General features: G+C 31.3%; 32 protein-coding genes. 14 read left to right on the top strand and 18 right to left on the bottom strand.

What is annotated here, in order from left to right; translation table 11 throughout:
• The first annotated feature begins 36 nt into the window (after positions 1-36).
• Positions 37-528, top strand: coding sequence for a hypothetical protein (locus BG20_RS05900; RefSeq protein WP_010192178.1), 492 nt, complete (start codon positions 37-39; stop codon positions 526-528).
• On the opposite strand, the gene BG20_RS05895 is transcribed toward BG20_RS05900, so the two are convergent.
• Positions 492-1,085 (bottom strand): hypothetical protein, encoded by a 594-nt coding sequence (locus BG20_RS05895; protein ID WP_010192177.1) that lies wholly within the window; start codon positions 1,083-1,085, stop codon positions 492-494. The two genes, BG20_RS05900 and BG20_RS05895, sit on opposite strands and share 37 nt — an antisense overlap.
• Positions 1,086-1,205: 120 nt before the next feature.
• On the opposite strand from BG20_RS05895, the gene BG20_RS05890 reads away from it, so the two are divergent.
• On the top strand, positions 1,206-1,445 hold the full coding sequence (locus tag BG20_RS05890; protein ID WP_010192176.1) for a hypothetical protein: 240 nt from the start codon (positions 1,206-1,208) through the stop codon (positions 1,443-1,445).
• 25 nt (positions 1,446-1,470) lie between these two features.
• Positions 1,471-2,118 carry an SDR family oxidoreductase gene (locus BG20_RS05885; RefSeq protein WP_007402445.1) on the top strand — a complete coding sequence of 216 codons (648 nt, stop codon included), beginning with the start codon at positions 1,471-1,473 and terminating at the stop codon, positions 2,116-2,118.
• Between the two features lie 2 nt (positions 2,119-2,120).
• Here BG20_RS05885 and BG20_RS05880 read toward each other — a convergent pair whose 3' ends face one another.
• A complete protein-coding gene (locus BG20_RS05880) occupies positions 2,121-2,759 on the bottom strand; it encodes a PqqD family peptide modification chaperone (protein WP_007402446.1) in 639 nt (212 codons plus the stop codon).
• Positions 2,760-2,798: 39 nt separating this feature from the next.
• The gene (gene mtnA / locus BG20_RS05875) at positions 2,799-3,860 is read right to left on the bottom strand and encodes an S-methyl-5-thioribose-1-phosphate isomerase (RefSeq protein ID WP_010192174.1); all 1,062 of its coding nucleotides are present in this window, start codon (positions 3,858-3,860) and stop codon (positions 2,799-2,801) included.
• Positions 3,861-4,018: 158 nt separating this feature from the next.
• Between mtnA and BG20_RS05870 the strand changes: the two genes are divergently transcribed.
• Genes BG20_RS05870 through BG20_RS05860 form a run of 3 tightly spaced genes read left to right on the top strand, consistent with a single transcriptional unit; the run spans position 4,019 to position 5,295 of the window.
• A complete protein-coding gene (locus BG20_RS05870; RefSeq protein WP_007402448.1) occupies positions 4,019-4,489 on the top strand; it encodes a pyridoxamine 5'-phosphate oxidase family protein in 471 nt (156 codons plus the stop codon).
• Positions 4,490-4,520: 31 nt separating this feature from the next.
• Positions 4,521-4,781: a DUF2024 family protein gene (locus tag BG20_RS05865; protein ID WP_010192171.1), complete on the top strand. Its 261-nt coding sequence runs from the start codon at positions 4,521-4,523 to the stop codon at positions 4,779-4,781.
• A 13-nt stretch (positions 4,782-4,794) separates the two neighbouring features.
• Positions 4,795-5,295 (top strand): 2'-5' RNA ligase family protein, encoded by a 501-nt coding sequence (locus BG20_RS05860; protein WP_010192169.1) that lies wholly within the window; start codon positions 4,795-4,797, stop codon positions 5,293-5,295.
• A 5-nt stretch (positions 5,296-5,300) separates the two neighbouring features.
• On the opposite strand, the gene BG20_RS05855 is transcribed toward BG20_RS05860, so the two are convergent.
• From BG20_RS05855 to BG20_RS05845, 3 genes are read right to left on the bottom strand one after another with little or no spacing between them, the layout of a single operon-like run.
• Positions 5,301-6,164 (bottom strand): ROK family protein, encoded by an 864-nt coding sequence (locus BG20_RS05855; RefSeq protein ID WP_010192166.1) that lies wholly within the window; start codon positions 6,162-6,164, stop codon positions 5,301-5,303.
• A 53-nt stretch (positions 6,165-6,217) separates the two neighbouring features.
• Positions 6,218-7,819 carry a thermosome subunit beta gene (gene thsB, locus BG20_RS05850; protein ID WP_007402452.1) on the bottom strand — a complete coding sequence of 534 codons (1,602 nt, stop codon included), beginning with the start codon at positions 7,817-7,819 and terminating at the stop codon, positions 6,218-6,220.
• Positions 7,820-7,862: 43 nt separating this feature from the next.
• A complete protein-coding gene (locus BG20_RS05845; RefSeq protein WP_048097104.1) occupies positions 7,863-9,578 on the bottom strand; it encodes an adenine deaminase in 1,716 nt (571 codons plus the stop codon).
• Positions 9,579-9,695: 117 nt separating this feature from the next.
• On the opposite strand from BG20_RS05845, the gene BG20_RS05840 reads away from it, so the two are divergent.
• Positions 9,696-9,977: a 50S ribosomal protein L44e gene (locus tag BG20_RS05840; RefSeq protein WP_048097100.1), complete on the top strand. Its 282-nt coding sequence runs from the start codon at positions 9,696-9,698 to the stop codon at positions 9,975-9,977.
• Positions 9,974-10,171, top strand: a complete 198-nt coding sequence (locus tag BG20_RS05835) for a 30S ribosomal protein S27e (RefSeq protein ID WP_007402455.1) — start codon at positions 9,974-9,976, stop codon at positions 10,169-10,171. Before BG20_RS05840 ends, BG20_RS05835 begins: the two co-directional genes overlap by 4 nt.
• Here BG20_RS05835 and BG20_RS05830 read toward each other — a convergent pair.
• The 7 genes from BG20_RS05830 to BG20_RS05810 form a co-directional block, all read right to left on the bottom strand.
• On the bottom strand, positions 10,154-10,738 hold the full coding sequence (locus BG20_RS05830) for an NTP transferase domain-containing protein (RefSeq protein ID WP_010192159.1): 585 nt from the start codon (positions 10,736-10,738) through the stop codon (positions 10,154-10,156). The two genes, BG20_RS05835 and BG20_RS05830, sit on opposite strands and share 18 nt — an antisense overlap.
• Positions 10,735-10,938 (bottom strand): adenosylcobinamide-GDP ribazoletransferase, encoded by a 204-nt coding sequence (locus tag BG20_RS13635; protein ID WP_250635826.1) that lies wholly within the window; start codon positions 10,936-10,938, stop codon positions 10,735-10,737. The genes BG20_RS05830 and BG20_RS13635 overlap by 4 nt, the downstream gene beginning before the upstream one ends.
• Complete coding sequence (cobS, locus tag BG20_RS05825) at positions 10,938-11,459, bottom strand: adenosylcobinamide-GDP ribazoletransferase (RefSeq protein ID WP_250635825.1); 522 nt, start codon at positions 11,457-11,459, stop codon at positions 10,938-10,940. The genes BG20_RS13635 and cobS overlap by 1 nt, the downstream gene beginning before the upstream one ends.
• Positions 11,452-12,423, bottom strand: coding sequence for a cobalamin biosynthesis protein (locus tag BG20_RS05820; RefSeq protein WP_010192155.1), 972 nt, complete (start codon positions 12,421-12,423; stop codon positions 11,452-11,454). The genes cobS and BG20_RS05820 overlap by 8 nt, the downstream gene beginning before the upstream one ends.
• The gene (locus BG20_RS13235) at positions 12,420-12,584 is read right to left on the bottom strand and encodes a hypothetical protein (protein ID WP_010192151.1); all 165 of its coding nucleotides are present in this window, start codon (positions 12,582-12,584) and stop codon (positions 12,420-12,422) included. The genes BG20_RS05820 and BG20_RS13235 overlap by 4 nt, the downstream gene beginning before the upstream one ends.
• Before the next feature lie 29 nt (positions 12,585-12,613).
• Positions 12,614-13,258, bottom strand: a complete 645-nt coding sequence (locus tag BG20_RS05815; protein WP_010192148.1) for a cobyric acid synthase — start codon at positions 13,256-13,258, stop codon at positions 12,614-12,616.
• Positions 13,259-13,354: 96 nt separating this feature from the next.
• Entirely contained in the window at positions 13,355-14,326 is a 972-nt protein-coding gene (locus tag BG20_RS05810) for a pyridoxal phosphate-dependent aminotransferase (protein ID WP_010192145.1), read from the bottom strand.
• Positions 14,327-14,410: 84 nt separating this feature from the next.
• Between BG20_RS05810 and asd the strand changes: the two genes are divergently transcribed.
• The 3 genes from asd to BG20_RS05795 all read left to right on the top strand — a co-directional run bounded on the left by asd (position 14,411) and on the right by BG20_RS05795 (position 16,965).
• The gene (gene asd, locus BG20_RS05805) at positions 14,411-15,493 is read left to right on the top strand and encodes an aspartate-semialdehyde dehydrogenase (protein WP_010192143.1); all 1,083 of its coding nucleotides are present in this window, start codon (positions 14,411-14,413) and stop codon (positions 15,491-15,493) included.
• Between the two features lie 123 nt (positions 15,494-15,616).
• Positions 15,617-16,033, top strand: a complete 417-nt coding sequence (locus tag BG20_RS05800) for an Lrp/AsnC family transcriptional regulator (protein WP_010192139.1) — start codon at positions 15,617-15,619, stop codon at positions 16,031-16,033.
• A 2-nt stretch (positions 16,034-16,035) separates the two neighbouring features.
• Entirely contained in the window at positions 16,036-16,965 is a 930-nt protein-coding gene (locus BG20_RS05795; protein ID WP_010192136.1) for a heme o synthase, read from the top strand.
• Here the strand turns inward: BG20_RS05795 and BG20_RS05790 are convergent.
• Positions 16,960-17,169 (bottom strand): hypothetical protein, encoded by a 210-nt coding sequence (locus BG20_RS05790; RefSeq protein WP_010192133.1) that lies wholly within the window; start codon positions 17,167-17,169, stop codon positions 16,960-16,962. The genes BG20_RS05795 and BG20_RS05790 overlap by 6 nt on opposite strands.
• 357 nt (positions 17,170-17,526) lie before the next feature.
• On the opposite strand from BG20_RS05790, the gene BG20_RS05785 reads away from it, so the two are divergent.
• The 3 genes from BG20_RS05785 to BG20_RS05775 all read left to right on the top strand — a co-directional run bounded on the left by BG20_RS05785 (position 17,527) and on the right by BG20_RS05775 (position 19,137).
• Positions 17,527-18,003 (top strand): hypothetical protein, encoded by a 477-nt coding sequence (locus tag BG20_RS05785; RefSeq protein ID WP_010192130.1) that lies wholly within the window; start codon positions 17,527-17,529, stop codon positions 18,001-18,003.
• 73 nt (positions 18,004-18,076) lie between these two features.
• Positions 18,077-18,445, top strand: coding sequence for a hypothetical protein (locus BG20_RS05780; RefSeq protein WP_007402467.1), 369 nt, complete (start codon positions 18,077-18,079; stop codon positions 18,443-18,445).
• 8 nt (positions 18,446-18,453) lie between these two features.
• Entirely contained in the window at positions 18,454-19,137 is a 684-nt protein-coding gene (locus BG20_RS05775; protein ID WP_010192126.1) for a hypothetical protein, read from the top strand.
• A 73-nt stretch (positions 19,138-19,210) separates the two neighbouring features.
• Here BG20_RS05775 and BG20_RS05770 read toward each other — a convergent pair whose 3' ends face one another.
• From BG20_RS05770 to BG20_RS05755, 4 genes are read right to left on the bottom strand one after another with little or no spacing between them, the layout of a single operon-like run.
• Complete coding sequence (locus BG20_RS05770; RefSeq protein WP_007402469.1) at positions 19,211-19,648, bottom strand: hypothetical protein; 438 nt, start codon at positions 19,646-19,648, stop codon at positions 19,211-19,213.
• A 43-nt stretch (positions 19,649-19,691) separates the two neighbouring features.
• Positions 19,692-20,195, bottom strand: a complete 504-nt coding sequence (locus tag BG20_RS05765) for an acyl-CoA thioesterase (protein WP_010192123.1) — start codon at positions 20,193-20,195, stop codon at positions 19,692-19,694.
• Positions 20,196-20,253: 58 nt separating this feature from the next.
• Positions 20,254-21,585, bottom strand: coding sequence for a UbiD family decarboxylase (locus BG20_RS05760; protein WP_010192120.1), 1,332 nt, complete (start codon positions 21,583-21,585; stop codon positions 20,254-20,256).
• Positions 21,582-21,920 (bottom strand): proteasome assembly chaperone 4 family protein, encoded by a 339-nt coding sequence (locus BG20_RS05755; RefSeq protein WP_010192117.1) that lies wholly within the window; start codon positions 21,918-21,920, stop codon positions 21,582-21,584. The genes BG20_RS05760 and BG20_RS05755 overlap by 4 nt, the downstream gene beginning before the upstream one ends.
• Positions 21,921-22,046: the final 126 nt, after the last annotated feature.

Raw genomic sequence — 22,046 nt, 5'->3', positions numbered from 1 at the left:
TATTTTATTAGGCAACTAAATCACTGACTAGATGTATTGAAAATTTCCCTATTCAAAATTGGTTTGACATTAAGTGTTATTGGAATAATTTGGATATCATTTGTTTTTCTTCAAGGAGACAAAATATCTGAAGAATTTGTATTAAAACCGTCTAATTCTTATGATTTGAAGTTAAATTTCAATGGAGAAGGTAATGGATACTACAAAGTATTCATACCAGAATTTACAGGTGATCAAGTATTTATTCAAATTTTAGACAAAAGTCAGAATATAATTTCAGAGGAAATGGTTCAAACAAAAATGTCTGTAGGATATTTTGATTTTGAACAAAGCGGAACATATACTGTAAAAATAACAAATCCTACAGAAAAACAGGTGGATATTGAATTAGAATTAGGTGATGCAAATGCTGAAACCATGATACCTCCAGGTTTAATGATATTAGTAGGTGCAGTGATGATTATCTTCTCATCATATATGAAATTAAAAAATTATAAAATTGAGCACCCAGAAGAGAATATCTTGTAGACTGGAAGACATTGAATGGTATTTCCAAAAATCAGAAATAGATTGAAAATAAGCCAAGTTGTAAAAAATAAAAACGAAATAATTGAAAAGGGCAGTAACACTTTGAGTTTTGTTTTTTCCAGATTCTTTAGAATTAAAAATCCACCTAATGCAGATACAATTAATCCAAATTCAAGAGGTTGATGTGACCAAGAAATTAAACCATCAATTCCAAATACATCATGAGAAAGAGAGTCTGCATATCCCGAAACTATTTGAATTGTTGAACCAATTAGAACTAAAATAATTCCATTTTTTAAAGAATTTCTTGTAGAGTTTCTAAGTAAGAGAATCGTCCCAATAATAGCGGCGCTGAATGTAATTGATACACCAGTGTAAACCACAATATGTTGAATACTCCAAAAGAATTCAGGAGCTTTTTGAAGATGAGATATTGCATCCCAAAAACCTGCAGATACAACTACAAAAGGTCCAATTACAGCTAGAATTGAAACTAGCGATACGAGTGTACTAGTTTTTGCAAGTGATGAGTTTGAAAATTTTTGAATTAGTTTCATACAAAGAACACTTGATTATGGACATATTTGAAGCGTTGTAAATGTATGAAATAAAAAAAATTCAACGTTATGAGTAATTATTAGAATTAACTATATTAGATCAAATAACTCAGAGGTATTATGAGTCCTGGAATAGGGTTAATGAAAAGAAGATTGGAAAAAGAAAAAGATGCAATAGCTTTGGCTATGTCAGGTGTTGCCAAAAAATACAATGTTCAACCAGAAATCATCAAAACTTTAGAAACAAAATATGATGATAATACTGGTGATTGGTATGTTGCCTTAGGATGGGATGAAAAGAAAGCAATTATCAAGATGGATTCTGTGCAAGCAATAATTATAGAAATTAAAGAAATTTAATTACATAATAATTCTTAACAATGATATGACTAGAGCAATAATTCTAGGCGGTTCTAGAGGAATAGGTAAAGCAATTTCAAATTCACTAAAATCAATAGATATTGAAGTTTTTGCAGCGTCAAAAAATGATATTGATACTTCAAATTTAGATAGTGTAAAAAAATTTGTTCAAATTCACAATCAAACAGATGTTCTGGTTCTTAATACAGGGGGTCCTCCATCAAAGAAATTTACAAGTATTACAGTGGAAGATTGGAATAAATATCATAATCAATTATTTTTGGGATTTTGTACGATTTTACAAAATATCAAAATAAATGATGATGGATACATATTTTTGATTAGTTCCAGTATAATCAAAGAACCAAATGAAAAACTGATAATATCATCGGCATATCGGGCTGCATTTAGTGAAGTCTTTAAAATTTTAAGTAAAGAGTATGCAGCAAAAAACATCAGTTGTATCAACATTGCACCAGGTCCGATTAATACAGATAGAACTAAAGAACTGGTGGAAAATATTGAAGAATATAAAAAAACATTACCAATGAAAAGACTTGGTGAACCTGATGAAATTGGAAACTTTGTTAAAGCTATAATTCAAAATAAAATAAAATATCTTTCAGGTGTTGTAATCAATTTTGATGGTGCAAATTCGAGTTATATTTTTTAAAATTATTTTTTGAATTGAACATTTGGTGTATCCGGTTGATTTTGTATTGCAATTAATCCACCTTCACGCAATTGCTGCAATAATTGCATTACTTCTTTTTCCACTTGATTTCTTTGTAATCCTGTTTGTTGTGCAAATATCTCAACTAATTCAGTGACTTTACGTTGTCCATTACAAGATTTCCAAAAGTCTACAATTGCCTGATTGACCATAAATCCTTGTTCATGTTCATTAGCTAGAACCATTGAACCATCTTCTTGTTTGACTAATTTACCAACTCCTTGAGGTAATGCTGTTTCATAATTGATTGGTGCAGGAGTAGTCATTGAAGCACTCATGTTTTTGATTTTTGCTTTTCCTTCTTCAGTCATGCTATCCATCGTCCATTTTGGTTCCCAAACAATATCGACTTTAACGTTATTTACTCCAGGAACTTTTTTGGCATATCTTGTTACATCTTGAACTAATGTCTCATGTAATGGACAGCCTTGAGTAGTCATCGTCATTTTGATATTTACATTATTATTTTCCACAACATCAATTCCATAGATCAACCCCATTTCAACAATATTTAGTGGGACTTCAGGATCCATGCATTGTTTTAAAGAATCTTTTATGGCTTGTGGAGTAACTGTACTCATACTGTTAAATGCAGTTTTAAAATCAATAAAAACTTTCTATTAATTAGCTTCAAATAATTTTTTGATTGATTCTTCAAATGGTGGTTTGGCCACGCCTTTTTCTGTAATTATTCCTGAAATGAGTTCAGGGGGAGTCATATCAAATGCAGGATTTATCACATTAATGTCATCTGGGGCCGTCTTTTTATCGCCTATTCCTGTAACTTCCACACCCTTTCTCATTTCAATAATCACATCTTTTGCATCACTTTTCATATCAAATGTGGATAATGGTGCTGCAACATAAAATGGAATGCCGTGTTGTTTGGCCATGGTTGCAACCTGATATGTTCCAATTTTATTAAAGACATGACCAGTTCGTACAATTCTATCTGCTCCCACAATCACTTTGTTTACAAGTCCATTTGCCATGGAATAACCAACAGCTGTATCAGGAATCAGACTGACATCAAACCCATCATGTTTTAGTTCAAATGCAGTTAATCTAGAGCCTTGCTGTATTGGTCTTGTTTCAGTTGCTATTACTTTGACATTTTTTCCACTTTCTCTAGTTGCTCTAATGACACCAAGAGCTGTTCCATATGCAACAGTAGCTAATGCACCAGCATTACAGTGAGTCATAATAGTATCATTGTCATCAAATAAAACAGATCCGTTTTTTCCCATCGATTTATTTATTTCAATATCTTCTTCTGCCATTTTTTTAGATTCATTAATTACAGATTGTTTGATTTGTTCAATTGTATTTCCAGAACGAGCAACTTTCATAATTTTATCCAATCCCCATTTTAGATTAACAGCAGTGGGTCGAGTTTCAAAAAGAATTTTTCTTGCTTTTTCCAGATCAGATAATAGTTCTTCTTTTGTAGTAGATTTACTTTGTAATGATGCTAAAGCTAAACCAAAAGCGCCTGAAACTCCAATTGCGGGTGCACCACGAACTATAAGAGTTCGAATAGCATCTGCAACTTGATTAAAATCATCATAGGTTACAAAGACAAGTTGATTTGGTAATTTCGTCTGATCAATCATAATTACTTTATTATCTTTCCATTCTACTGTTCTAAGAGAAGAGTGTATTTTTGTAGATGAATCTTCCATTATATTTTAAGGAAAATTTTAACCATATTTAAAATGAGATTAATTGAAAATAGGATTTAGATACATTGTACGAATAAGACACATAATCATGTTTAGAAATCATTCTCAAGTTTGATGTTTTAAAGACTACTTTAATACAAAATATCCATAATCGATGTATGGTAAAAATCCCTAATGAAATAAAAGAATTCATTGAAGAACAGGGAATTTTTGCAGTAGGAACTACAGGAGTAAATAATTTACCAAATGTGTCACCTAGAATTTTTTTTAGGATTGATGAAGATGTGATATATTGGCTTGATTTTTTTAAACACAAGTCTCATAGAAATTTTAAGGCAAATCCTTGGGTTACTATTGCTGTATTTAATAAAGAAAATTTGAAGGGATTCCAATTTAGGGGAATAGTTAGTTTCATTACTGAAGAGCCTATAAAATCAAAAATTAAAGAGTCAATTATTAAAAAAATACTAGAGACGAATTCATCTGAAAAAGTAAAAAAACTAAGTGAAAAAAAGGATGTCGAAGTTATACAATTTGAGCCAAAAGTAGGTTATTCATTAAATCCAGAAGAATTTAGCGACATGTGTATAGGATCAGACATTGATTCCACAAAGTTATTTCAAAAGTAATCCATTAATAATCAGATTTTTTGAAAAGTTTATGGATTTTCATGTATTTGATACATATGTCAAATCTAAAAGTGGGCAGACCATGCATTTTGATGTAATAACTGACAAAAAAAATGTAGAGAATGCAATTGAATTTGCAAAAAAATGGTTAGAAAGCATCGGTGAAAAGGATGCTAAAATCACTACCGAGGAATGTAAATTTTGTCATTCACAGTCAGTATCAGAAGAAATTGAAATTGACATAATGACAGACGGTTATTTTATTGCAAAAATGGAAGGTTGTCCTGAATAAAATTTGAAAAACTATGTATGCAATTTGGCTTACCTTTTCTAAAAGCGATAGAGAATATCTAAAAAATGTAATAGATGTAATTTCAGAAAAATATCATGCTCCTAAATTTGAACCTCATATTACAGTTTATGGTTTAATTAATTTGAAATTGGATTTAATTGATAATGTAATCAATGAAGTGGCACATAATTGTAATTCATTTATAGTTAAAAAATCAGATATTTTACAATCAGAAGAATTATGGAAAACTGTATACATTGAATTGAAAATGAATCAACAACTAAAATCAGTTAATGAAAATCTTAAAAAACATTTTGAAAAAACTTTAAAATATGAATTCAACCCACATATCAGCCTTATTTATAAAATATTACCAAAAGAAGAAAAAATAAAAATAGTAAATGAATTAAATCTAAAAAACGAATTTACAATAGATAAGATTGTAGTACAAGAATTTTTCTCAGATATTGAAAAATGGAAGATTGTAAAAATACAAGAATTAATTCAGATATGAATAAGTTAAAGAAGAGCAGCGCCAAAGACTCCAGCAGAATCACCCAATTTGTTTTTTAGTATAGGGGTATCCACCAAATCTGAAAAAACTTTATGATATACAGAATTTTTTCCTTCAGTATATAAAAAATCAATGTTAGACAAACCACCTCCAAGAACTATAGCATCTGGATCTAAAATATCAATTACATTTGCCAAACCTATTCCAAAGTTTTCCAAAAATTCATTCTTCCATTTCGTAGCATTAGGATCATCAGTATTTTCCACAATTTCAGGCATAGTTTGTGATTTTCCTGTTAATTCTTTCCATCGTTTTTCTAAAGATGGTCCACTGATGTAAGTTTCAACACAGCCTTGTTTTCCACAATAGCAATTATTTCCATTTAGATGTAAAGTATGATGACCCCATTCTCCAGCAATATTGGTTCTACCTTGATGAAGTTTTTTATCAATAACAATTCCTCCACCGACACCAGTACCCATTATTACTCCAAAAACAACATCATAGCCATTTGCAGAACCAATTGTAGATTCAGCTATTGTAAAACAATTGGCATCATTTTCCATTGAAATATTTTTACCAAATTTTTTTTCTAGATCTTCTTTGAGTGATTTTCCTATAAGACATTGAGTGTTACTATTTTTTATTAAACCAGTTTTTTTTGAAATTGCTCCAGGAGTACAAATTCCTATAGAATAATCTTCAATTCCATCCAAGAGATCAACAGATAAAGTGAAGATTGTGTTTAATATGGCATCATAATTATTTTGAGGTGTTGGAACTCGTTTTCTTTTGATTAACTTAAGATTAGTATCTAATAGAATTGCTTCTGTTTTGGTACCGCCAAGATCTACACCTAGTTTGTACAACAATAATTTAATGAAAATCTATTGCTTAAGCTTTATCTAATTAAATTAAAATTTTATCGGCCCGGTGCACCGGAAACAGAAATTACATCATCGATTCTAAGAATCATACATGCAGCTTCAGTTGCAGATTTAATTATCTGTTCTTTTACTGCAAGGGGCTCTACAACATCGATAGATAACATATCTGCAATTCTTGTATTTCTAGCATCAATTCCTGTCCACTTTCTACCTTGATTTTGTTTTACTCTAAGAGTTGCCATGGTATCAATAGGATCCATTCCTGCATTTTCGGCAATTGTAAGTGGAATAATTTCTAATGCTTCTGCGTACTTTTTGATTGCAAGTTGTTCTCTACCATCAAAACTATCCGCCCATTCTTTTAGCAGGGATGCTGCATACGATTCTGGAGCTCCGCCACCTGCAACTATTTCTGGTTTTTCAATTACGTCTTTTACTACCATTAAAGAATCATGAATTGAGCGGTCTACTTCATCAACAACTCTTTGTGAACCACCTCTAATTAGTAATGTAACAGATTGTGGATTTTTACATCCTTCAATAAACACCCATTTGTCTGATTCGACTTTCTTTTGATGAGCCAAATCAGCAGTGCCAAGATCTTTTTCTGAAAGATCATCAAGATTAGAAATTACACGTCCTCCGGTTGCCTTACCAAGTTTTATCATATCACTTTCTTTTACACGTCGAACTGCCATTATACCATATTTTGCTAAATAGTGTTGTGCGATATCATCAATTCCTTTTTGACAGATCAATACATTGACACCAACATGATGAAGTTTGTCTACCATTGTTTTGAGCATTCTATTTTCTTCTTCAAGGAACATTTGCATTTGAGTAGGATCAGTAATTCTTATTTCTGAACTCATCTCAGTTTTTTCAATTTCTAATGCAGAATTCAAAAGGGCAATTTTTGCTTTCTCAATTTTAGTTGGCATTCCACTATGAACAACTTCTTTGTCTAAAACAATGCCCTTGATAATTTGAGTGTCAGTAATAGAACCGCCTGCTTTCTTTTCAACTTTAATATTTTCAAGATCAACTGAATATGTTTCTGCTTTTTTTGTTGCGATTTTTAAGATTGCGTCAACTACAACTTTAGAAAGTATATCGCTATCTTCAGAGATTAATTTAGATTGCATACTAGTTATAGCAATTTTGAGAAGTGTTTCTCTGTCATCTGGCTTAATCTTTTTTGCCATTTCAGAGTAAATTTCCAATGTCTTTTCAGCTGCTGCTTGATAACCGTCAATAATTACTGATGCATGAACATCTTTCTTTAGCAAATCTTCTGCTCTAGCTAAAAGAGCACCTCCAAAAACTACTGATGATGTGGTACCATCACCTACTTCATTATCAACTGTCTTTGAAATTTCAACCATCATTTTTGCTGCAGGATGTTGAACATCAATTTCTTTTAGGATGGTTGCGCCATCGTTTGTAATTGTAACATCGCCTAAAGAATCAACTAACATTTTATCTAAACCTCTTGGACCTAGACTGCTTCTTACTAATTCTGCAACTAGTTTTGCAGCAGCTATGTTATTGTGTTGAGCATCTTTTCCTTTTTGTTGTAATGCACTCTCTTTGAGAACTAAAACAGGCCCATTTGGTGTTTGTTGAATTGATGCCATTTAGATAAACTACAATCCTCTGAATCCCCCTTTTTAACATTACTTACTGGATTGGATTAACATAAGATCGTCTTTTAACATCCACGATTCCTCCTGATGTAATTCTAGCTGATGGAAGAGCTAGAAATGGTAAGAAAAGAGGGATGAGGTGAGGCCTTGAAAATTTACACCCAGAATCTACAATTGATTTATTGATTTGCTCAAAATTAGATAAAACATTTTCAAATGAATCAGTAGAAACAATTCCTGCAAGTTGTAATGGTAGTGACGCAATAATTTTTCCAGATTTTATTACAACTAGACCGCCCTGATTTTTAATTAGAGTATTTGCAGCAATAGACATATCAGAATCATTTGAACCGATCACAATCATATCATTTTCATGAAAACTCCAAGTTGATGCTAAAGCACCAATATCTGCACCAAAATTTTCAAGAAATCCTATTGAATGCTTGTTTGTTCCACGAATTCTATCAAAAGCCGCTACTTTCCATACGTCTTTATCAAAAGACGCATGAACACTTCCGTCTTTAGAAACTAGTTCAACTGAACCAAGTTTTGTAATAATTTCAGTTTGCATTAAGATAGTGTTTGCAAATACAGTATTCTTTTTTGATTTGATAACGAAATCTTTGGGAGACAGTTCTTTTAGTTTTACAGTTTTTTTTATCCATGGTGGGATTATTTTTTTCTTAATAGAGGTAACAAAATGTCCATTTGAAACAACCAATTTTCCACCAACAAAAACTTTGTTAGGTTTGATAGAATTCAGGTCATCAAAAATTAAAATATCTGCAAGTTTCCCCGGTGCAATTCCACCTAGATCTTTGCTCATATTATAGTAATCAAAACAATTTTTTGAGGCCATAGATATAGCATCGATTGGGTGTAGACCCAATTTGATAGATTCTCTAACACAATGATCAATATGACCATATTTTACAATATCTAACGGATCAAGCCCATCAGAACAAAACATCAATCTATCAAGATTTATTCCATTAGACATAACACATGAAATGATTTCTTTCAAGTCACGTCTAATAGATCCTTCCCTTATCATGATCCACATTCCTAATCGTAATCTTTCTAAAACTTGTTCAAAATTGATAGGTTCATGACATGATAAAATTCCAGAAGCAACGTATGCATTGAGTTTTTTTTCACTTGCTCCAGCTGTGTGTCCATTAATTACGCAATCTTTCTCTAACATAGAATACAAAGATTGCATTGTTTTTGAATCTCGAAGTGTTACTTTAGTCCATGAAAAAACTTCACCCAATCCTAAAACATTAGGATGTTTTATTGCTAATTTTTCTTGAGATAACGATAAGGATTTACCATGACTAAATTTTCTATCAACTGGAAGACCACCAGGAACAACTTGAAATATTCTAATTGGTAAATCTTCACCTAATTTTAGAAATTCTTGAAATCCTTTGTATCCAGACACACTAACAATATCTATAGGATCTGAGAAAAGTGAAGTTACTCCACATAAAAGAGATTTTTTTGCAAGTTCTGATGGTAAGACAAATTGATCAATGTGTAAATGAGGATCAGCAAAACCCGGGCTAACATATTTTTCTTTTATATCAATGACGATTGTTTTAGGACCAATTGTGTGTACTGCATCTGGACCAACATATGCAATTCTATCTTTGACTATAGCGATCTGGATTTTTGGGATGATCTCTTTGGTGTAGACGGATAACAAAGTACAATTTTTTAAAATGAGATCTGCCTTTTTGTCACCCATTGCTACTGAATTTAATGAAGAAATCGAATTTGCTAGGCTCGAAGTCACAAATTTTGTTGGAATTTGCACCTATTATAGATTCAATGCTTAAATTACCGTTGAGGCGGTTTTTTTGATATGAACATACCCAAGGTCATGCGCAAGTATTGTGCTACATGTAAAACACATACTGAGCAGAAAGTTTCCATATACAAGGCTGGAAAAAGAAGAGGTTCTGCAAGGGGTGAACGCAGACACGCTGAGCGTAAACGAGGGTATGGTGGACAAAAATTCCCAAAACTTGCAAAACCTGCTAAAGTTACTAAGAAAGTTACTCCAATTATGACATGTACAGTATGTAAGAAAAAATACAATAAGATAGGTATTAGAATAAAGAAATTTGAGTTGATGGCAGCATGAAGAAAGATCATATTGAAATTCCAAAACCATCGAGTAAATTCCAGAAAGTTAATTGTAATGAATGTGGAGAATTACAAGTAGTGTATTCTCATGCAACACAAGCAGTAGTATGCAATTCTTGTGGAAACAACATTGCAGAACCAACAGGTTCTAAAGCAAAGATTAATGGAAAAATCTCAGGTAGTGCTGAGTAAATCATAATCTTCTTTTGTATTTAGATTAAATGCAACTCTCTTATCATCGAGGATAATAAATTCCTCAATTACATTATCTAATGTTGAAATATTTTTTGCGTTCACCAAAGAAATTCCAGTGTAGCAGCATTGTTGATTATTAAAAGAGAAATTATAATTTGATGTTAAATGCAAGGAGTCAAGAAATTTTTTTGTGACAAGTATTGTAGTCCAAATATTTTTTGAGTCGTATTGATTTATGATATCGTTAATGATATCTCCATCTAAATACGGTAAATCTGCAGAAGTAATAAAAACAAAATCATTTAATGATTTAAGAACTAAATTAAGATCTTCAACATAGCCAACTCCTGAAGTATGAAATAGTTCAATGTTATTTTCTTTCAATAGTTTTTCTGTTTTTGGTGAATTAGAACTAGTAACTGCCAGTATTTTTGAAAAGCATTTAGAATTTTCTAACGCATCAATCACATGTAGAATTAGGTGTTTTTTGTATTTTAAAAGAAGTTTTTCTTCATCTAAGTTCATCCTACTTCCTTTACCGCCTGCCATAACAATAGCAATCATATTGAAACAAAAATTAGAAGAGATGTCAATCGAGTTAATTCGTTTGTAGCCCCCATTATATCACCAGTAATCCCCCCAAAGCTTCGAGAGGTTAATCCAACTAAGAACATAGTCAGCGTAATACCCACTCCAAATAAGAGCAATCCGGTCATACCACCAAGAGCAATCAATGGAATCAAAGTAATGATGGCCGCTAGCATCAATTTCTTTTATTTTTCATCATCTCTACAAAGGGGGAATTTGAGCCTAAGGAGGCGGATTTGCCAATGCTTGCCATCAAAACCATTGAAAATTTTGCAAGTATCTCACTTAACAGAATCGCCAAGAATAATTGATAACCCGTAGATAATGAAATTGCAATTATTAGTCCAACAATATACAAAACGATTGTTACTATTCCTGCAGAACCCGTAGAGAGATCTTTCATTGCTGCAAGTTTTTTTTCTTTTGTTCCTTTTGCCATCAAACCATCAGCAAAATCAGCTAAACCATCAGTGTGATGTATACCAGTAATTATTGCAAAAGAAGCAACAACTAACAGGCTTACAATTAATGGATCTAAAAATAATGAAAGTCCAAATCCTATTGAACCAACGACTAGCCCTATTACAGCTCCAACTATTGGAAAAAGATACATGTATTTTGCAATAGTTTCAAGATTTGAGTTACTAGTTGGGAGAATAGTCAGAAATGAAAATACAGAACCAATTTCTTTAAGCATGAATCCACCATCCTAAATAAGATAAGAGTAAAACAATTGGAACAACTACAATTCCACAAAACAGTATTGATGTGACTTTCATTATTGAAATGGCAGATTTTACATGTTCTTTGGTAAATGAAATACTTCCATCGCCAAGTGAGTAATGATCAAGTTTTTCAAATTTTGCTTCTAATGCTCCTGCAATAGCTGCCATAGGATAACCAGCATTAGGACTTTGAGTTTTTCTCCCATCACGCATCATAATTTGATATGATTTTTTCCAATTATTTCCTAAAATCATTGAACTTAATATCATAATAAAACCTGTAAGTCGAGATGGGATGTAATTCAAAATTTTGTCACAGTTTGCACCAAACCATCCAACATTTTTGAAAATATCAGTCTTGTATCCAATCATTGAATCTGCGGTGTTAATTACTCGGAAAACAAATGCCCCAGGTAAACCAAAAAATGCAAAATAGAAAAGAGGGCTAGTAATTCCATCTACAGTATTTTCACTAATGCTCTCCAGCACGCCTGAAAATACATGGTTTTTATCAAGATTTTTTGTATTTCGTTTAACAATCATAGATAAATTATCTCTTGCAGAAGAAAGATTGTTCTGTTCAAGAGCAGTTACTACAGCAAGAGCATGTTTTTCCATTCCTTTTACTGCAATGGTTGTTTTTAGTAATATGCCACCTACAATTATTGAAATTATTAGATGAAGATAATCAAATGTAATTAATTTAATCCCAACATTCAATGAAATTATTAAAGATGCAACTACTAGACAAGAAATTAAAATTATAAGAATACCGCCAAATTTTTCTAATTTTTCTGAAGAATTTTTAGTGTAAGGCGTTAATTTTGCGATTAGTGACCCTATCCAAGAAGTTGGATGAAATTTATTTCTAGGATCTCCTAATGTAAAATCCAATGCAAGTGCAAAAAATACAATCAATAAGGATTCAAAAATCAATTTAGCATCCTCTCTATTTCTTTAATATTCAAATTTGAATTTACTAATTGACTTAGCTTATCAATTTCACTTTCAATAATATCAAGATTTTTCTTATTCCAAGTAAGATTCTTAGCGGTACCACTCAATGAATCTTCTTCAGGTAAATTCAAGTCAATCATTGGTATCACTCCAAGTATTGGACGCTGTGTTATTTTTTAATTTTTTTAAAACCTGGTTTAAGAATATCAATGTCACCACGGAATTTGTTAATAACAAATCCTTTGATGAATTTTTGATGTCTCTTATCTAATAGAGACATCGTCCCGACAATACTAGCAAATGATCCTCCTCTATCAATATCTGTAACTAATAATACTGAAGAATTAGATATTTCTGCCATCTTCATATTTGCAATATCAAATTTGTCTAAATTAATTTCAGTTGGAGAGCCAGCTCCCTCTAATATAACCAAATCATAATTTTTTTGCAGCGACTTTAGAGATTTTGTAGCAATTTTAATTCCTTGAGTATTGACAAATTTCTTGTAATAATCCGAAGCATGCATTTTTTTGAATTTCTTTCCATTAAGATATACATCACTAAAGTAATTTCCAAGTGGTTTTAGAAGAATGGGGTTTAGATCAGATGTGATTTTACAACGTGCAGCTATTGCTTGTATGGCTTGTGCGCGAGATATCTCAAAATCATGTGTTTTGTAGGCATAATTTGACATGTTTTGTGATTTAAATGGTGCAACTGAAAATCCTTTATCAGCAAAAATTCGACATAATGCAGCAACTAGTGTTGTTTTACCAGAGCCAGATGATGTACCTTGAATCATTAATGATTTCATAGTATCTCCAGAAATTTGATTAATTTTTCATTGTCTTTTCTTGTTTTGACAGCAATTCTAATGTAATTATTGTTTAATCCGCGAATAGTACTACAATCACGAATTAAAATTTTTTTTCAAGTAATTTTTTTTAAGTGTTTTAGAATTTATTTTTGTTTTAATCAAAATAAAATTGGTAGATGTTGGAATACATTGAAAATTATTGAATTTTGATATACGGTCAATCAAATAAGATGATTCTTTTTTAATTATTTTATTTACTTTGTTCAAATATGTAGGATCATCTAAAGCTGTTGATGCTGCATATTGCGCTATTCCAGAAACATTCCAAGGGATTTTAATTGTATTTAATACAGAAATTATTTGTTTGGAGCCAATGCCATAACCAATTCTTAGTCCAGCTAATGCAAATGACTTTGTAAGAGACCTTAATACAAACAGATTAGAAAATTTTTTCACCAATTCAATAATTGTTTCATTATAATCTGGGACTAATTCAATAAAACATTCATCAACAAATACCAAAGTTTTCTTTTTATGAGCAGATCTAATTATTTTTTGCAAAGTTTGTTTTTTCATTAGTTGACCTGTGGGATTATTTGGATTACAAATAAAAATACAACCATTAAATGGAAATTTTGAAATAAATTCATCTATATCTTGTTCCAGATTCATTGTTTTAAAAAATGAAACTTTAGATCCACTTAGTTTTGCTGCAGACTCGTATTCACCAAATGTGGGGATTGGAATGAGAACTGATGTTTTATTTGATAAAAAAGCCTGACAGAAATTATAAATAATTTCTGTTGCACCGTTTCCAATAACAATTTGAGAAGATGGTATTTTGAGATAATTTTGAAGGTTTTTTTTGAGAGTAGTTGATTCTGAATCAGGATAGATTTTGACCGAATCTAAATGATTTTTTATTGTTTTACGCACCATCTGAGAGGGGCCTAATGGACTTATGTTTGAGCTAAAATCCAAAATATCAGAATTAGGATGTGGTATTGAGAATGGTCCTCCATGAGATACTCGCTTATGTGTAGATATGTAGCGATTTATTCTCATAATTTGAAGTGGTCTGTGCTAATATAGTATGTTTTGGTCAAATTGCAGAAAACGATTATTAAATGAATAGTACATTTTTTGTACGTGAGTAAAAAAAGAGTAGCAATTGTAGGCGTTACTGGTTCCGTAGGACAGGAATTTGTATTATCATTAAATAATCATCCATGGTTTGAGGTTACTCAAATTGCAGCATCTGAACGTTCTGCAGGAAAAAAATACCTTGAAGCCATCAGAGATCCTAATAGCGGTATAATATCATGGGAAGTTGAAGGTCAAATTCCAGAATACATCAAAGAGATGACTGTAAAAAACATTGATGAATTAGATTTATCACAATTAGATTTGGTATTCTCTGCTGTAGAATCAAAAGCAGCTAGAGATATAGAAACAAAGATTGCTGCACAACTACCAGTAATTTCAACTAGTTCTGCATATCGTTATGAAGATGATGTACCGATCTTAATTCCTGGAATTAATGACGAGCAATCAGAACTATTAGAAATACAAAGAAAGAATAGAAACTGGAAGGGATGGGTTGCACCATTGCCAAATTGTACTACAACAGGTTTAGCGATCACCTTAAAACCACTTTATGAAAAATACGGTGCAAAAAAAGTCATGATGACTTCAATGCAAGCAATATCAGGTGCAGGTCGTGCCCCAGGCGTATCTGCAATGAATATTACAGATAACATTATTCCATACATTGCAAAAGAAGAAGAAAAAGTAAGAATTGAAACTAGAAAAATTCTTGGAAAATTAAAGAATGGGAAAATTGAAGATGCCAATATCAAAGTAAGTTGCACATGCACCAGAGTTCCTGTTATTGACGGTCATACAGAATCAGTCTTTGTAGAAACTGACAAAGACATTGATCCATTAATAGCAAAACAGGTTTACGATGATGCAAATTCAGAAAGTACAGTATCTGGCCTTCCATCATCACCTGAAAAATATTATGCATTTCATGAAGATCCAACTAGACCTCAACCAAGAATGGAACGTAGTGTTGGAGACGGTATGACTACAACTATTGGAAGAGTTGAAAAAGAAGAATTGTTTGATCATGGATTAAAATATGTGTTATTTTCCCATAACAAAAAAATGGGATCAGCTAAAGGTGCAGTTTTGTTAGCAGAGATGCTTTACAAAAAAGGTAAAATTTAGACTATTTTTTGAAATTTTTACAATAATAACTTTATAAGAACCAGAAATCTAGATCGCTTTGGGTGTTTTAAACGGTAAAAGTTGACGATTTGGATTTACAAATTTTATCAGAATTATCAAACGATGCGTCAATTTCAATCCCAAGATTATCAAAAAAAAATCAATGTGAATTCGTCTGTAGTTTATTCAAGAATCAAACGACTAGTAAAACGAAAATTAATTGAACGTTTTACGATTGTGGTAAATGATGCAGAAATTGGTTATGGTGTAAAAGCATTAACAGGAATAAACATGGATACAAAAAAACGGGATCATATAATTGAAGAATTGTTTAAAATAGATGGAGTAAGAGAAATAGCCGAAGTTACAGGAAGATTTGATATTTTAGTTACAATGTATGCAAAATCATTAGATCAGATGCATAAGATGGTATCTGAAAAAATTGGTCGAATAGAAGGAATACAATCATCAGAATCATTTATTGAAATGAAGTCAAGAGCAAAAGCAATGCCATATAAGTCATTGAAGGATAGTGGGTAGCATTGCAAAAACAAAAAACTGAATCTCGGGTTGCAGTCTATTATGAATTAACAAAACCAAAAATTTGGTATTTACTGGTGTTTACTGCATTTGGAGCAACCTTAACTGCATCCAATATTTACAATATTGAAATTTCTTTGCCTACATGGGCATTAATGTTATTTTCAGTTGCCGCTGGTTCAGCTGCTGCTAATACTTTGACAAATTATCATGATAGAGATATAGATGCAATCATGGAAAGAACAAAAAACAGACCCCTTCCATCAAAACGAATTCATCCTGCTGAAAAAGCCAGAAACTTTGGTCTAGCATTAGCTGGAATTTCTTTGGTGTTGGCATTTGCCATTTCATTTACAACAACATTTGAGCAAGGAATTTGGGCAACCGCATTCATTGCATTTGGATTGGTGAACAACATTCTTGTTTATTCATATATGTTAAAACGAAATTCTAGAACCAACATAATTTTAGGAGGTTTGTGTGGGGGTTCCCCTCCAATGATAGGATGGGTTGCAGTTACAACTACAGATTTGTGGACGATGGGATTAGCAATGGCAGGACTTGTGTTTATTTGGATACCAATGCATATTTGGGCTTTAACATTACATTTCAAAGAAGATTACAATAAGGTAAATGTTCCAATGTTGACTGCGGTACAATCTGAAAAAACATCTGCAAGAGCAATTGCAGGTTCAACTTTTGTTATGGTATTATTTTCACTTGCTCCTTTCTTTTTAACTACTGAAAGTGGAGAACCAATGGTAGGTTCTGTTTATCTTTGGACTGCAATTGCATCAGGAGCTTTAATGATTGGATTATCAGTTTGGGTGATTGCAAAACCTATGGAAAAAGCAGCATGGACATTGTTTAAATTTTCTAGTCCTTATTTGGCAGTTTTATTTATAGCCCTAATGGTTGATTCTGCATTATAGATTCGGATTATTTTCATCTAGGCTGTTTAGTTCTTTTGTGATTTTAGTATGATTTTCTACTAATGATTCAATTTCAATTTTTAATTCAGAAGAATTCCATTTAGAGTTGATTAATGAGATTAATTTTGAAATAATTTTCCATTGAATACTATTTTGCTCATCAATTAATTCAAGAAATCGTTTACCTTTTTCTTCCTCTGACATAATTTTTCAATATTGCCCAATCATAAAAAGATAACATGTTTTTGGCAATTAAATGATATTAATTATTAAAAAATTATTTATTAAAAATTATATAATTTAATTAATAGAAAAATACTATACAGGTTATTGAAATGTAGTATTTCAGAGTGTAAAGAGTCTGCCAAAAGTTTAGTAAAAATTGGGTTTAAAGAGACTAGAAATTTATGCGAGTATCATTATAATTTATTTAAAAACAAAGAAGAAAAATACGCACCAAATTTTAGTAAGGCATCAGAATTTAAAGAAAAATAGCCAGAGATAATTATCAGATTAGAAAAAGATTGAAAACTTTAACATCTACTATTTTTAATATAGTTTATGGCTACAAAGAAGAAAAATAGTCCAAAAAAGAAGCCACAAATTAAATCGAATACTAAACCAATAAAACAAACAAAATCTTCTACTAGCAAACCAGAATTTGAAAAGGCATGGAAAGAATACAATTCAGCTCTTAGTGTATGGAAAGAGTCACTTGCTCAATGGCAAAAAGCAACAAATGATACATTGATGACATATCATGATGCTTGTCAAAGAGCTCTAGAATCAGATACGGAGCTCTTGAAAAAAGTTAGCGCAAGTTGGGATAATACTTGGCAAGAGATAGGTCCGGAATATATTAAACAACAAACTAAAATGATTGAAAATATCTTTAAAGAAACCAACATAGGCTCAATTAAAAAATTTAATGAACAATGGGAAAAATTTTTAAAAACATCTGGTGATGATTCAATTAAAGCATATCAAGAAGCCATAAAACAATTCAATGAAGCTTGGCAATCAAGTAAAATTGGATAAAAAATTAGAAGATAATTAAGTATTTTATATTAAAAAATAAGATTATAATTGGTTTCATCCAATTTATCTTTAGATGGAGATATCAATTGAGCCATGGAAAAAATTAGTGATTCATGAGGTTATAGAATACAAATTTGACGATTGGGTAAAACAAATAGCATTTAGCACAAGATCTTCAGGAGGAGGCATTCCCACTATGCAATGGACAAATGGAATTGTATTTTCTCCAGCTAATTTCCCAACAACGAATATCACAGTAGAGGAACAGTTGAAAGGAATACTACATTGGTCTTCAGTGTCTTTTGCTATAAAAGAAAAATTTGAAAAGCAGATAGTTATTGAAAATGCAACAATAAATCTTGTGGATGTTAGTGTCAATGAAATTTTCAAAGAGCTTGCATTAAACTTAAAAAAACGCTCAAAATTTGCAGTGAATTCTTAAAATTAATAATGGATTGCGAAGAGAGAATAAAAGAATGTGAATCTATTTTAAAACAGATAATTCAATATGAGCCAGATCCATATTATGTGAATTATTTTTTTAATTCGTATCTATTTTCTGTAAATAAAGTATATTTTGAAATTTTTAAAGAAGCTTGTAGAGAGTTTGGGTTATTTACATCTGAGAAATATACTAAAGAAGCATTTTTAGAAAAAGCGAATGAAAAAAAAGATCAAAAAGCTGTTGATTTTGTTTCATGGTTTGATAAAAAATATGATCAAGAACACGAAAATACGTATCCTAATTTTATTAAAAAATGTTGTAAAATTCAAAACGAAAATAGGAAATTATCAAAAATTAAGATTATGATTAGAGCCAAAGAAATGTATGAAGATGATCCTAATCAAGAAATACTAGTAAGTTTAAAAAATGAAAAACTAAGTTCCATGGAAGAATTGCAAATTGAGGTTAAAAGACAGATGCCAGTATTTTTAGAGATAATAAATTACAAGAGGAATGGGAAAAATGAACCTAAAATTAATGAAAAACAAGTCATCACTTCAACATTTTTAGATATTGAGCAAAACGGAGAAGACATAGAGATTGTATATGCATCTAAAATTTACATTTCAGTTATGCGGAGATTAATAATTGATGTAAGAAAAAAAATTATAGAGTTAAAAAAATGGTAATTAAAATACATTAATTTTATTTTTCAGAATTTTATGAGAAATAAAGAAGAGGGGTTGTTTGTATAAAACTAAATCATTTAGACTTAGGCCACATGGTAGTCCATGTTTCGGCAAATTTTTTCATCAATTCACCATAAGCCTTCATTTGTTCCATACCAGATGAGTTTAGAGAATTTTGCCAATTTTCCATAAATTGTTTGAATGCTACTGTATTAGTTTCATTAAGAGATTTTTGCCAAGATTCTCCAAATTCTTTAAATGATTTCATTCCAGCATCATTAATTGCTTTTTGCCAATTTTCACCTAATGCTTTTTGCCAATTTTCACTAAATTGCTTCATGGTATCTACACTAGATTCTTTGGTAGCTTTTTCCCATACATCGTTGAATTTAGATTGCATTTCATTGGTGGCATTTTGTATTTGCTCAAACATAGTTTTCCAATTTTCAAGTGATTTTGAATACTCTTGCCAAAGGGAATCCCATTCATTTGATTTTTCTTCTGATGTCATAATTATCAATAGTTTTTGAGACTCTTAAAGTGATCCATAAAAATCAGACATTTGACTTTTTACGAAGTTTTAATCTTTCTTCCATTCTAATTTTTCCTTCCTCAAATTTTATTCGATCTTCATCAGTTTTAAGTAATAATTTTGGAACATGTTGAGGTTTTCCGTTTTTATCCAATCCTACAAAAGTCACAAAAGCTGTTCCAGTTACAGTTTTAATTCCAGTTACGATATCTTCCGCTTCAGCTTTTACTTCTATTTCCATCGAGGAATTATGAACATAGTTTATTCTTGCATTTAATTTTAGTACATTACCTACAAAAACAGGTTTTATGAAATTTACACTATCCATACTAACAGTTACAGCGTTTGATTGGGAGTGTCTTTGAGCAACAATCCCTGCAACCATATCAATATGCTTTAAAATTTCACCTCCAAATACATTCCCCGCTGGATTTGCATCAGAAGGAAACATTCTAACTATAACATCTGCACTTGATTCTCCAGGGCTTTTATCTCTAATGTTAGTATTTTCTGAATTGTTTTGCAATAAGATATTTTACATTTAATCCAATTTAATTTAAGCAGTTCCAAGAAATAACTACACACTATTTAAAATAATGCTCAAGTTTAATTTTATCAATTTTTGGAATTTTTGCTAGCTCAAATCCTTCAGGACGTTTTAAGAGAGATCTTGTAGCATCAATACCAATTTTTGCAGTTTTCAAATTCTTTTGATCACTGGAAGGATCTAGACTAGAACCTCTTACATTTTTTATTATTACCAAATCTTTATCAGCTTGAAATCTCGTAGCCATAGCATATTCGACGGATTCAGCATTATTAGGATCAATGTCTTCATCCACTACCGTAACTTGTTTTAATGAACGATGTGATTCAAACGTTTTTTTAATTATTTTTTTTGGATCAGCATCAGTTTTCTTTTTTATCTGCACAACTGCATGTAACCAATTACATCCTCCATTTGTCATAGATACTTTTTTAGTTTGAGGGAATGTTTTTTTCAATTCTCCATTTAATTTTGATTCAATTGGCATTCCCATCAATAATCGGTGTTCTGAAAAACCAGAAAGAATATCATGAAAAATAGGATTGTTTCTAGAATACAAAGATTCCAACTCAAAAATCGGTTGAGAACGATGATGATCATAAGTTTGAAGCATTTCTACCATCCATTCAGGATGAGTTTTATCTTGAAGAATTTTTCCTTCCATTACAATTTCAGTTCCAGATGGAACATGTAATCCGGTGTAAGGTAACTTGGACAAAGTAAGTTTGGATCCTAACAGAGAATTTGCAATATCAATTTCATCTTTTCCCCATTCAGCTTGATATGCACCAGCAATTGATATAGCTGGATGAACGCCTATAGTTACAGCAATTTTAAGATCTTCATGGTGTTCTTTTGCATTAATGAAGCATCGATGAAGATGTCTTCCTTCAACCATTCTAATTGAAAAATGAGTTTTATCAATTGGCATCATTCTATGGAATGATGAATTTTGTTCTCCTGTTTCAGGATTCTTAACATATGCAATAGAAGAAGTTATGAAAGGACCAGATTCCTTTTCAAAATGGGTCACAATAGGCATAATCGATATATCTTTTGATTTATTTTCCATGAATTTTCCAGTGGGAATGATTTTAGGTTTTTTTGCTTTTTTAATTGCAGAAATCATAGTTTGGTGGATTTGTTCTTCTGAACTTCCTATAGCCTGGGCAAATCGTTTCCTAGTACCTACTAAATTAGAAATTAGATGAAAATTACTTTCTACGATATTTTCAAACAAGACAGCGCTGGAACCATCTATTTTTGCAGTAATTCCTGCAATTTCATATGTTGTAGAAACCTGTTTTTTAACGGTTTTAAGTTCACCGCTCTTTTTTATCAATGATATATAATTTCGTAAATCAGTCAATTCTGAATCATATCCATAATTTCTGTCATTATAGCTTTTGCTGTATCTACATCTAATTCTTTTTGGATAAATGATGATACAACAGCAATACCTTTCATTCTAGTACTGATTCTTTCAGCAGTCAATTTTAAAAATAACGATTCGGTTCTAGATGGGATTATAGTTGTAGTGATTGGACTAGGACCAGTAGCTAAAGAAACCACCATTGAACCAAGCTTACAAGAACCTTCAGTTATAGAAACAAAATATCCATTTTCAAATTTTAAAATCTGTAAAGAAAAGTTACGACTCTCCAAACTGATGGTTTTCTGTGAAAACCCATTTGGAGAGTTCAATGAGCTATGAACAAATCTTATGCTTTTATTGCTATTGATTCAGTTTCAGGGGTAGGTTCTGCTTTTATTTTAGCAACTTTTGGTGCTTTAGCAACTTTTGGTGCTTTAGCAACTTTTGGTGCTTTA

The sequence above is a fragment of the Candidatus Nitrosarchaeum limnium BG20 genome (assembly GCF_000241145.1).
Classification (GTDB): Archaea; Thermoproteota; Nitrososphaeria; order Nitrososphaerales; family Nitrosopumilaceae; genus Nitrosarchaeum; species Nitrosarchaeum limnae.
This window is presented reverse-complemented; position numbering and strand designations above follow the sequence as displayed.

Bases quoted from the DNA above. Each gene is read 5' to 3' on its own strand.
- BG20_RS05815 (WP_010192148.1), bottom strand. From the start codon at position 13,258: ATGAAATCATTAATGATTCAAGGTACATCATCTGGCTCTGGTAAAACA.
- BG20_RS05835 (WP_007402455.1), top strand. From the start codon at position 9,974: ATGAAGAAAGATCATATTGAAATTCCAAAACCATCGAGTAAATTCCAG.
- BG20_RS05880 (WP_007402446.1), bottom strand. From the start codon at position 2,759: ATGAGTACAGTTACTCCACAAGCCATAAAAGATTCTTTAAAACAATGC.
- cobS (WP_250635825.1), bottom strand. From the start codon at position 11,459: ATGCTTAAAGAAATTGGTTCTGTATTTTCATTTCTGACTATTCTCCCA.
- BG20_RS05800 (WP_010192139.1), top strand. From the start codon at position 15,617: ATGCGTCAATTTCAATCCCAAGATTATCAAAAAAAAATCAATGTGAAT.
- BG20_RS05845 (WP_048097104.1), bottom strand. From the start codon at position 9,578: ATGGGTGACAAAAAGGCAGATCTCATTTTAAAAAATTGTACTTTGTTA.
- BG20_RS05895 (WP_010192177.1), bottom strand. From the start codon at position 1,085: ATGAAACTAATTCAAAAATTTTCAAACTCATCACTTGCAAAAACTAGT.
- BG20_RS05785 (WP_010192130.1), top strand. From the start codon at position 17,527: ATGGCTACAAAGAAGAAAAATAGTCCAAAAAAGAAGCCACAAATTAAA.
- mtnA (WP_010192174.1), bottom strand. From the start codon at position 3,860: ATGGAAGATTCATCTACAAAAATACACTCTTCTCTTAGAACAGTAGAA.
- BG20_RS05885 (WP_007402445.1), top strand. From the start codon at position 1,471: ATGACTAGAGCAATAATTCTAGGCGGTTCTAGAGGAATAGGTAAAGCA.
- BG20_RS05775 (WP_010192126.1), top strand. From the start codon at position 18,454: ATGGATTGCGAAGAGAGAATAAAAGAATGTGAATCTATTTTAAAACAG.
- BG20_RS05870 (WP_007402448.1), top strand. From the start codon at position 4,019: ATGGTAAAAATCCCTAATGAAATAAAAGAATTCATTGAAGAACAGGGA.
- BG20_RS05780 (WP_007402467.1), top strand. From the start codon at position 18,077: ATGGAGATATCAATTGAGCCATGGAAAAAATTAGTGATTCATGAGGTT.
- BG20_RS13235 (WP_010192151.1), bottom strand. From the start codon at position 12,584: ATGATTGACTTGAATTTACCTGAAGAAGATTCATTGAGTGGTACCGCT.
- BG20_RS05890 (WP_010192176.1), top strand. From the start codon at position 1,206: ATGAGTCCTGGAATAGGGTTAATGAAAAGAAGATTGGAAAAAGAAAAA.
- BG20_RS05840 (WP_048097100.1), top strand. From the start codon at position 9,696: ATGAACATACCCAAGGTCATGCGCAAGTATTGTGCTACATGTAAAACA.
- BG20_RS05810 (WP_010192145.1), bottom strand. From the start codon at position 14,326: ATGAGAATAAATCGCTACATATCTACACATAAGCGAGTATCTCATGGA.
- BG20_RS05860 (WP_010192169.1), top strand. From the start codon at position 4,795: ATGTATGCAATTTGGCTTACCTTTTCTAAAAGCGATAGAGAATATCTA.
- BG20_RS13635 (WP_250635826.1), bottom strand. From the start codon at position 10,938: ATGCTAGCGGCCATCATTACTTTGATTCCATTGATTGCTCTTGGTGGT.
- BG20_RS05865 (WP_010192171.1), top strand. From the start codon at position 4,521: ATGGATTTTCATGTATTTGATACATATGTCAAATCTAAAAGTGGGCAG.
- BG20_RS05830 (WP_010192159.1), bottom strand. From the start codon at position 10,738: ATGATTGCTATTGTTATGGCAGGCGGTAAAGGAAGTAGGATGAACTTA.
- thsB (WP_007402452.1), bottom strand. From the start codon at position 7,819: ATGGCATCAATTCAACAAACACCAAATGGGCCTGTTTTAGTTCTCAAA.
- BG20_RS05770 (WP_007402469.1), bottom strand. From the start codon at position 19,648: ATGACATCAGAAGAAAAATCAAATGAATGGGATTCCCTTTGGCAAGAG.
- BG20_RS05790 (WP_010192133.1), bottom strand. From the start codon at position 17,169: ATGTCAGAGGAAGAAAAAGGTAAACGATTTCTTGAATTAATTGATGAG.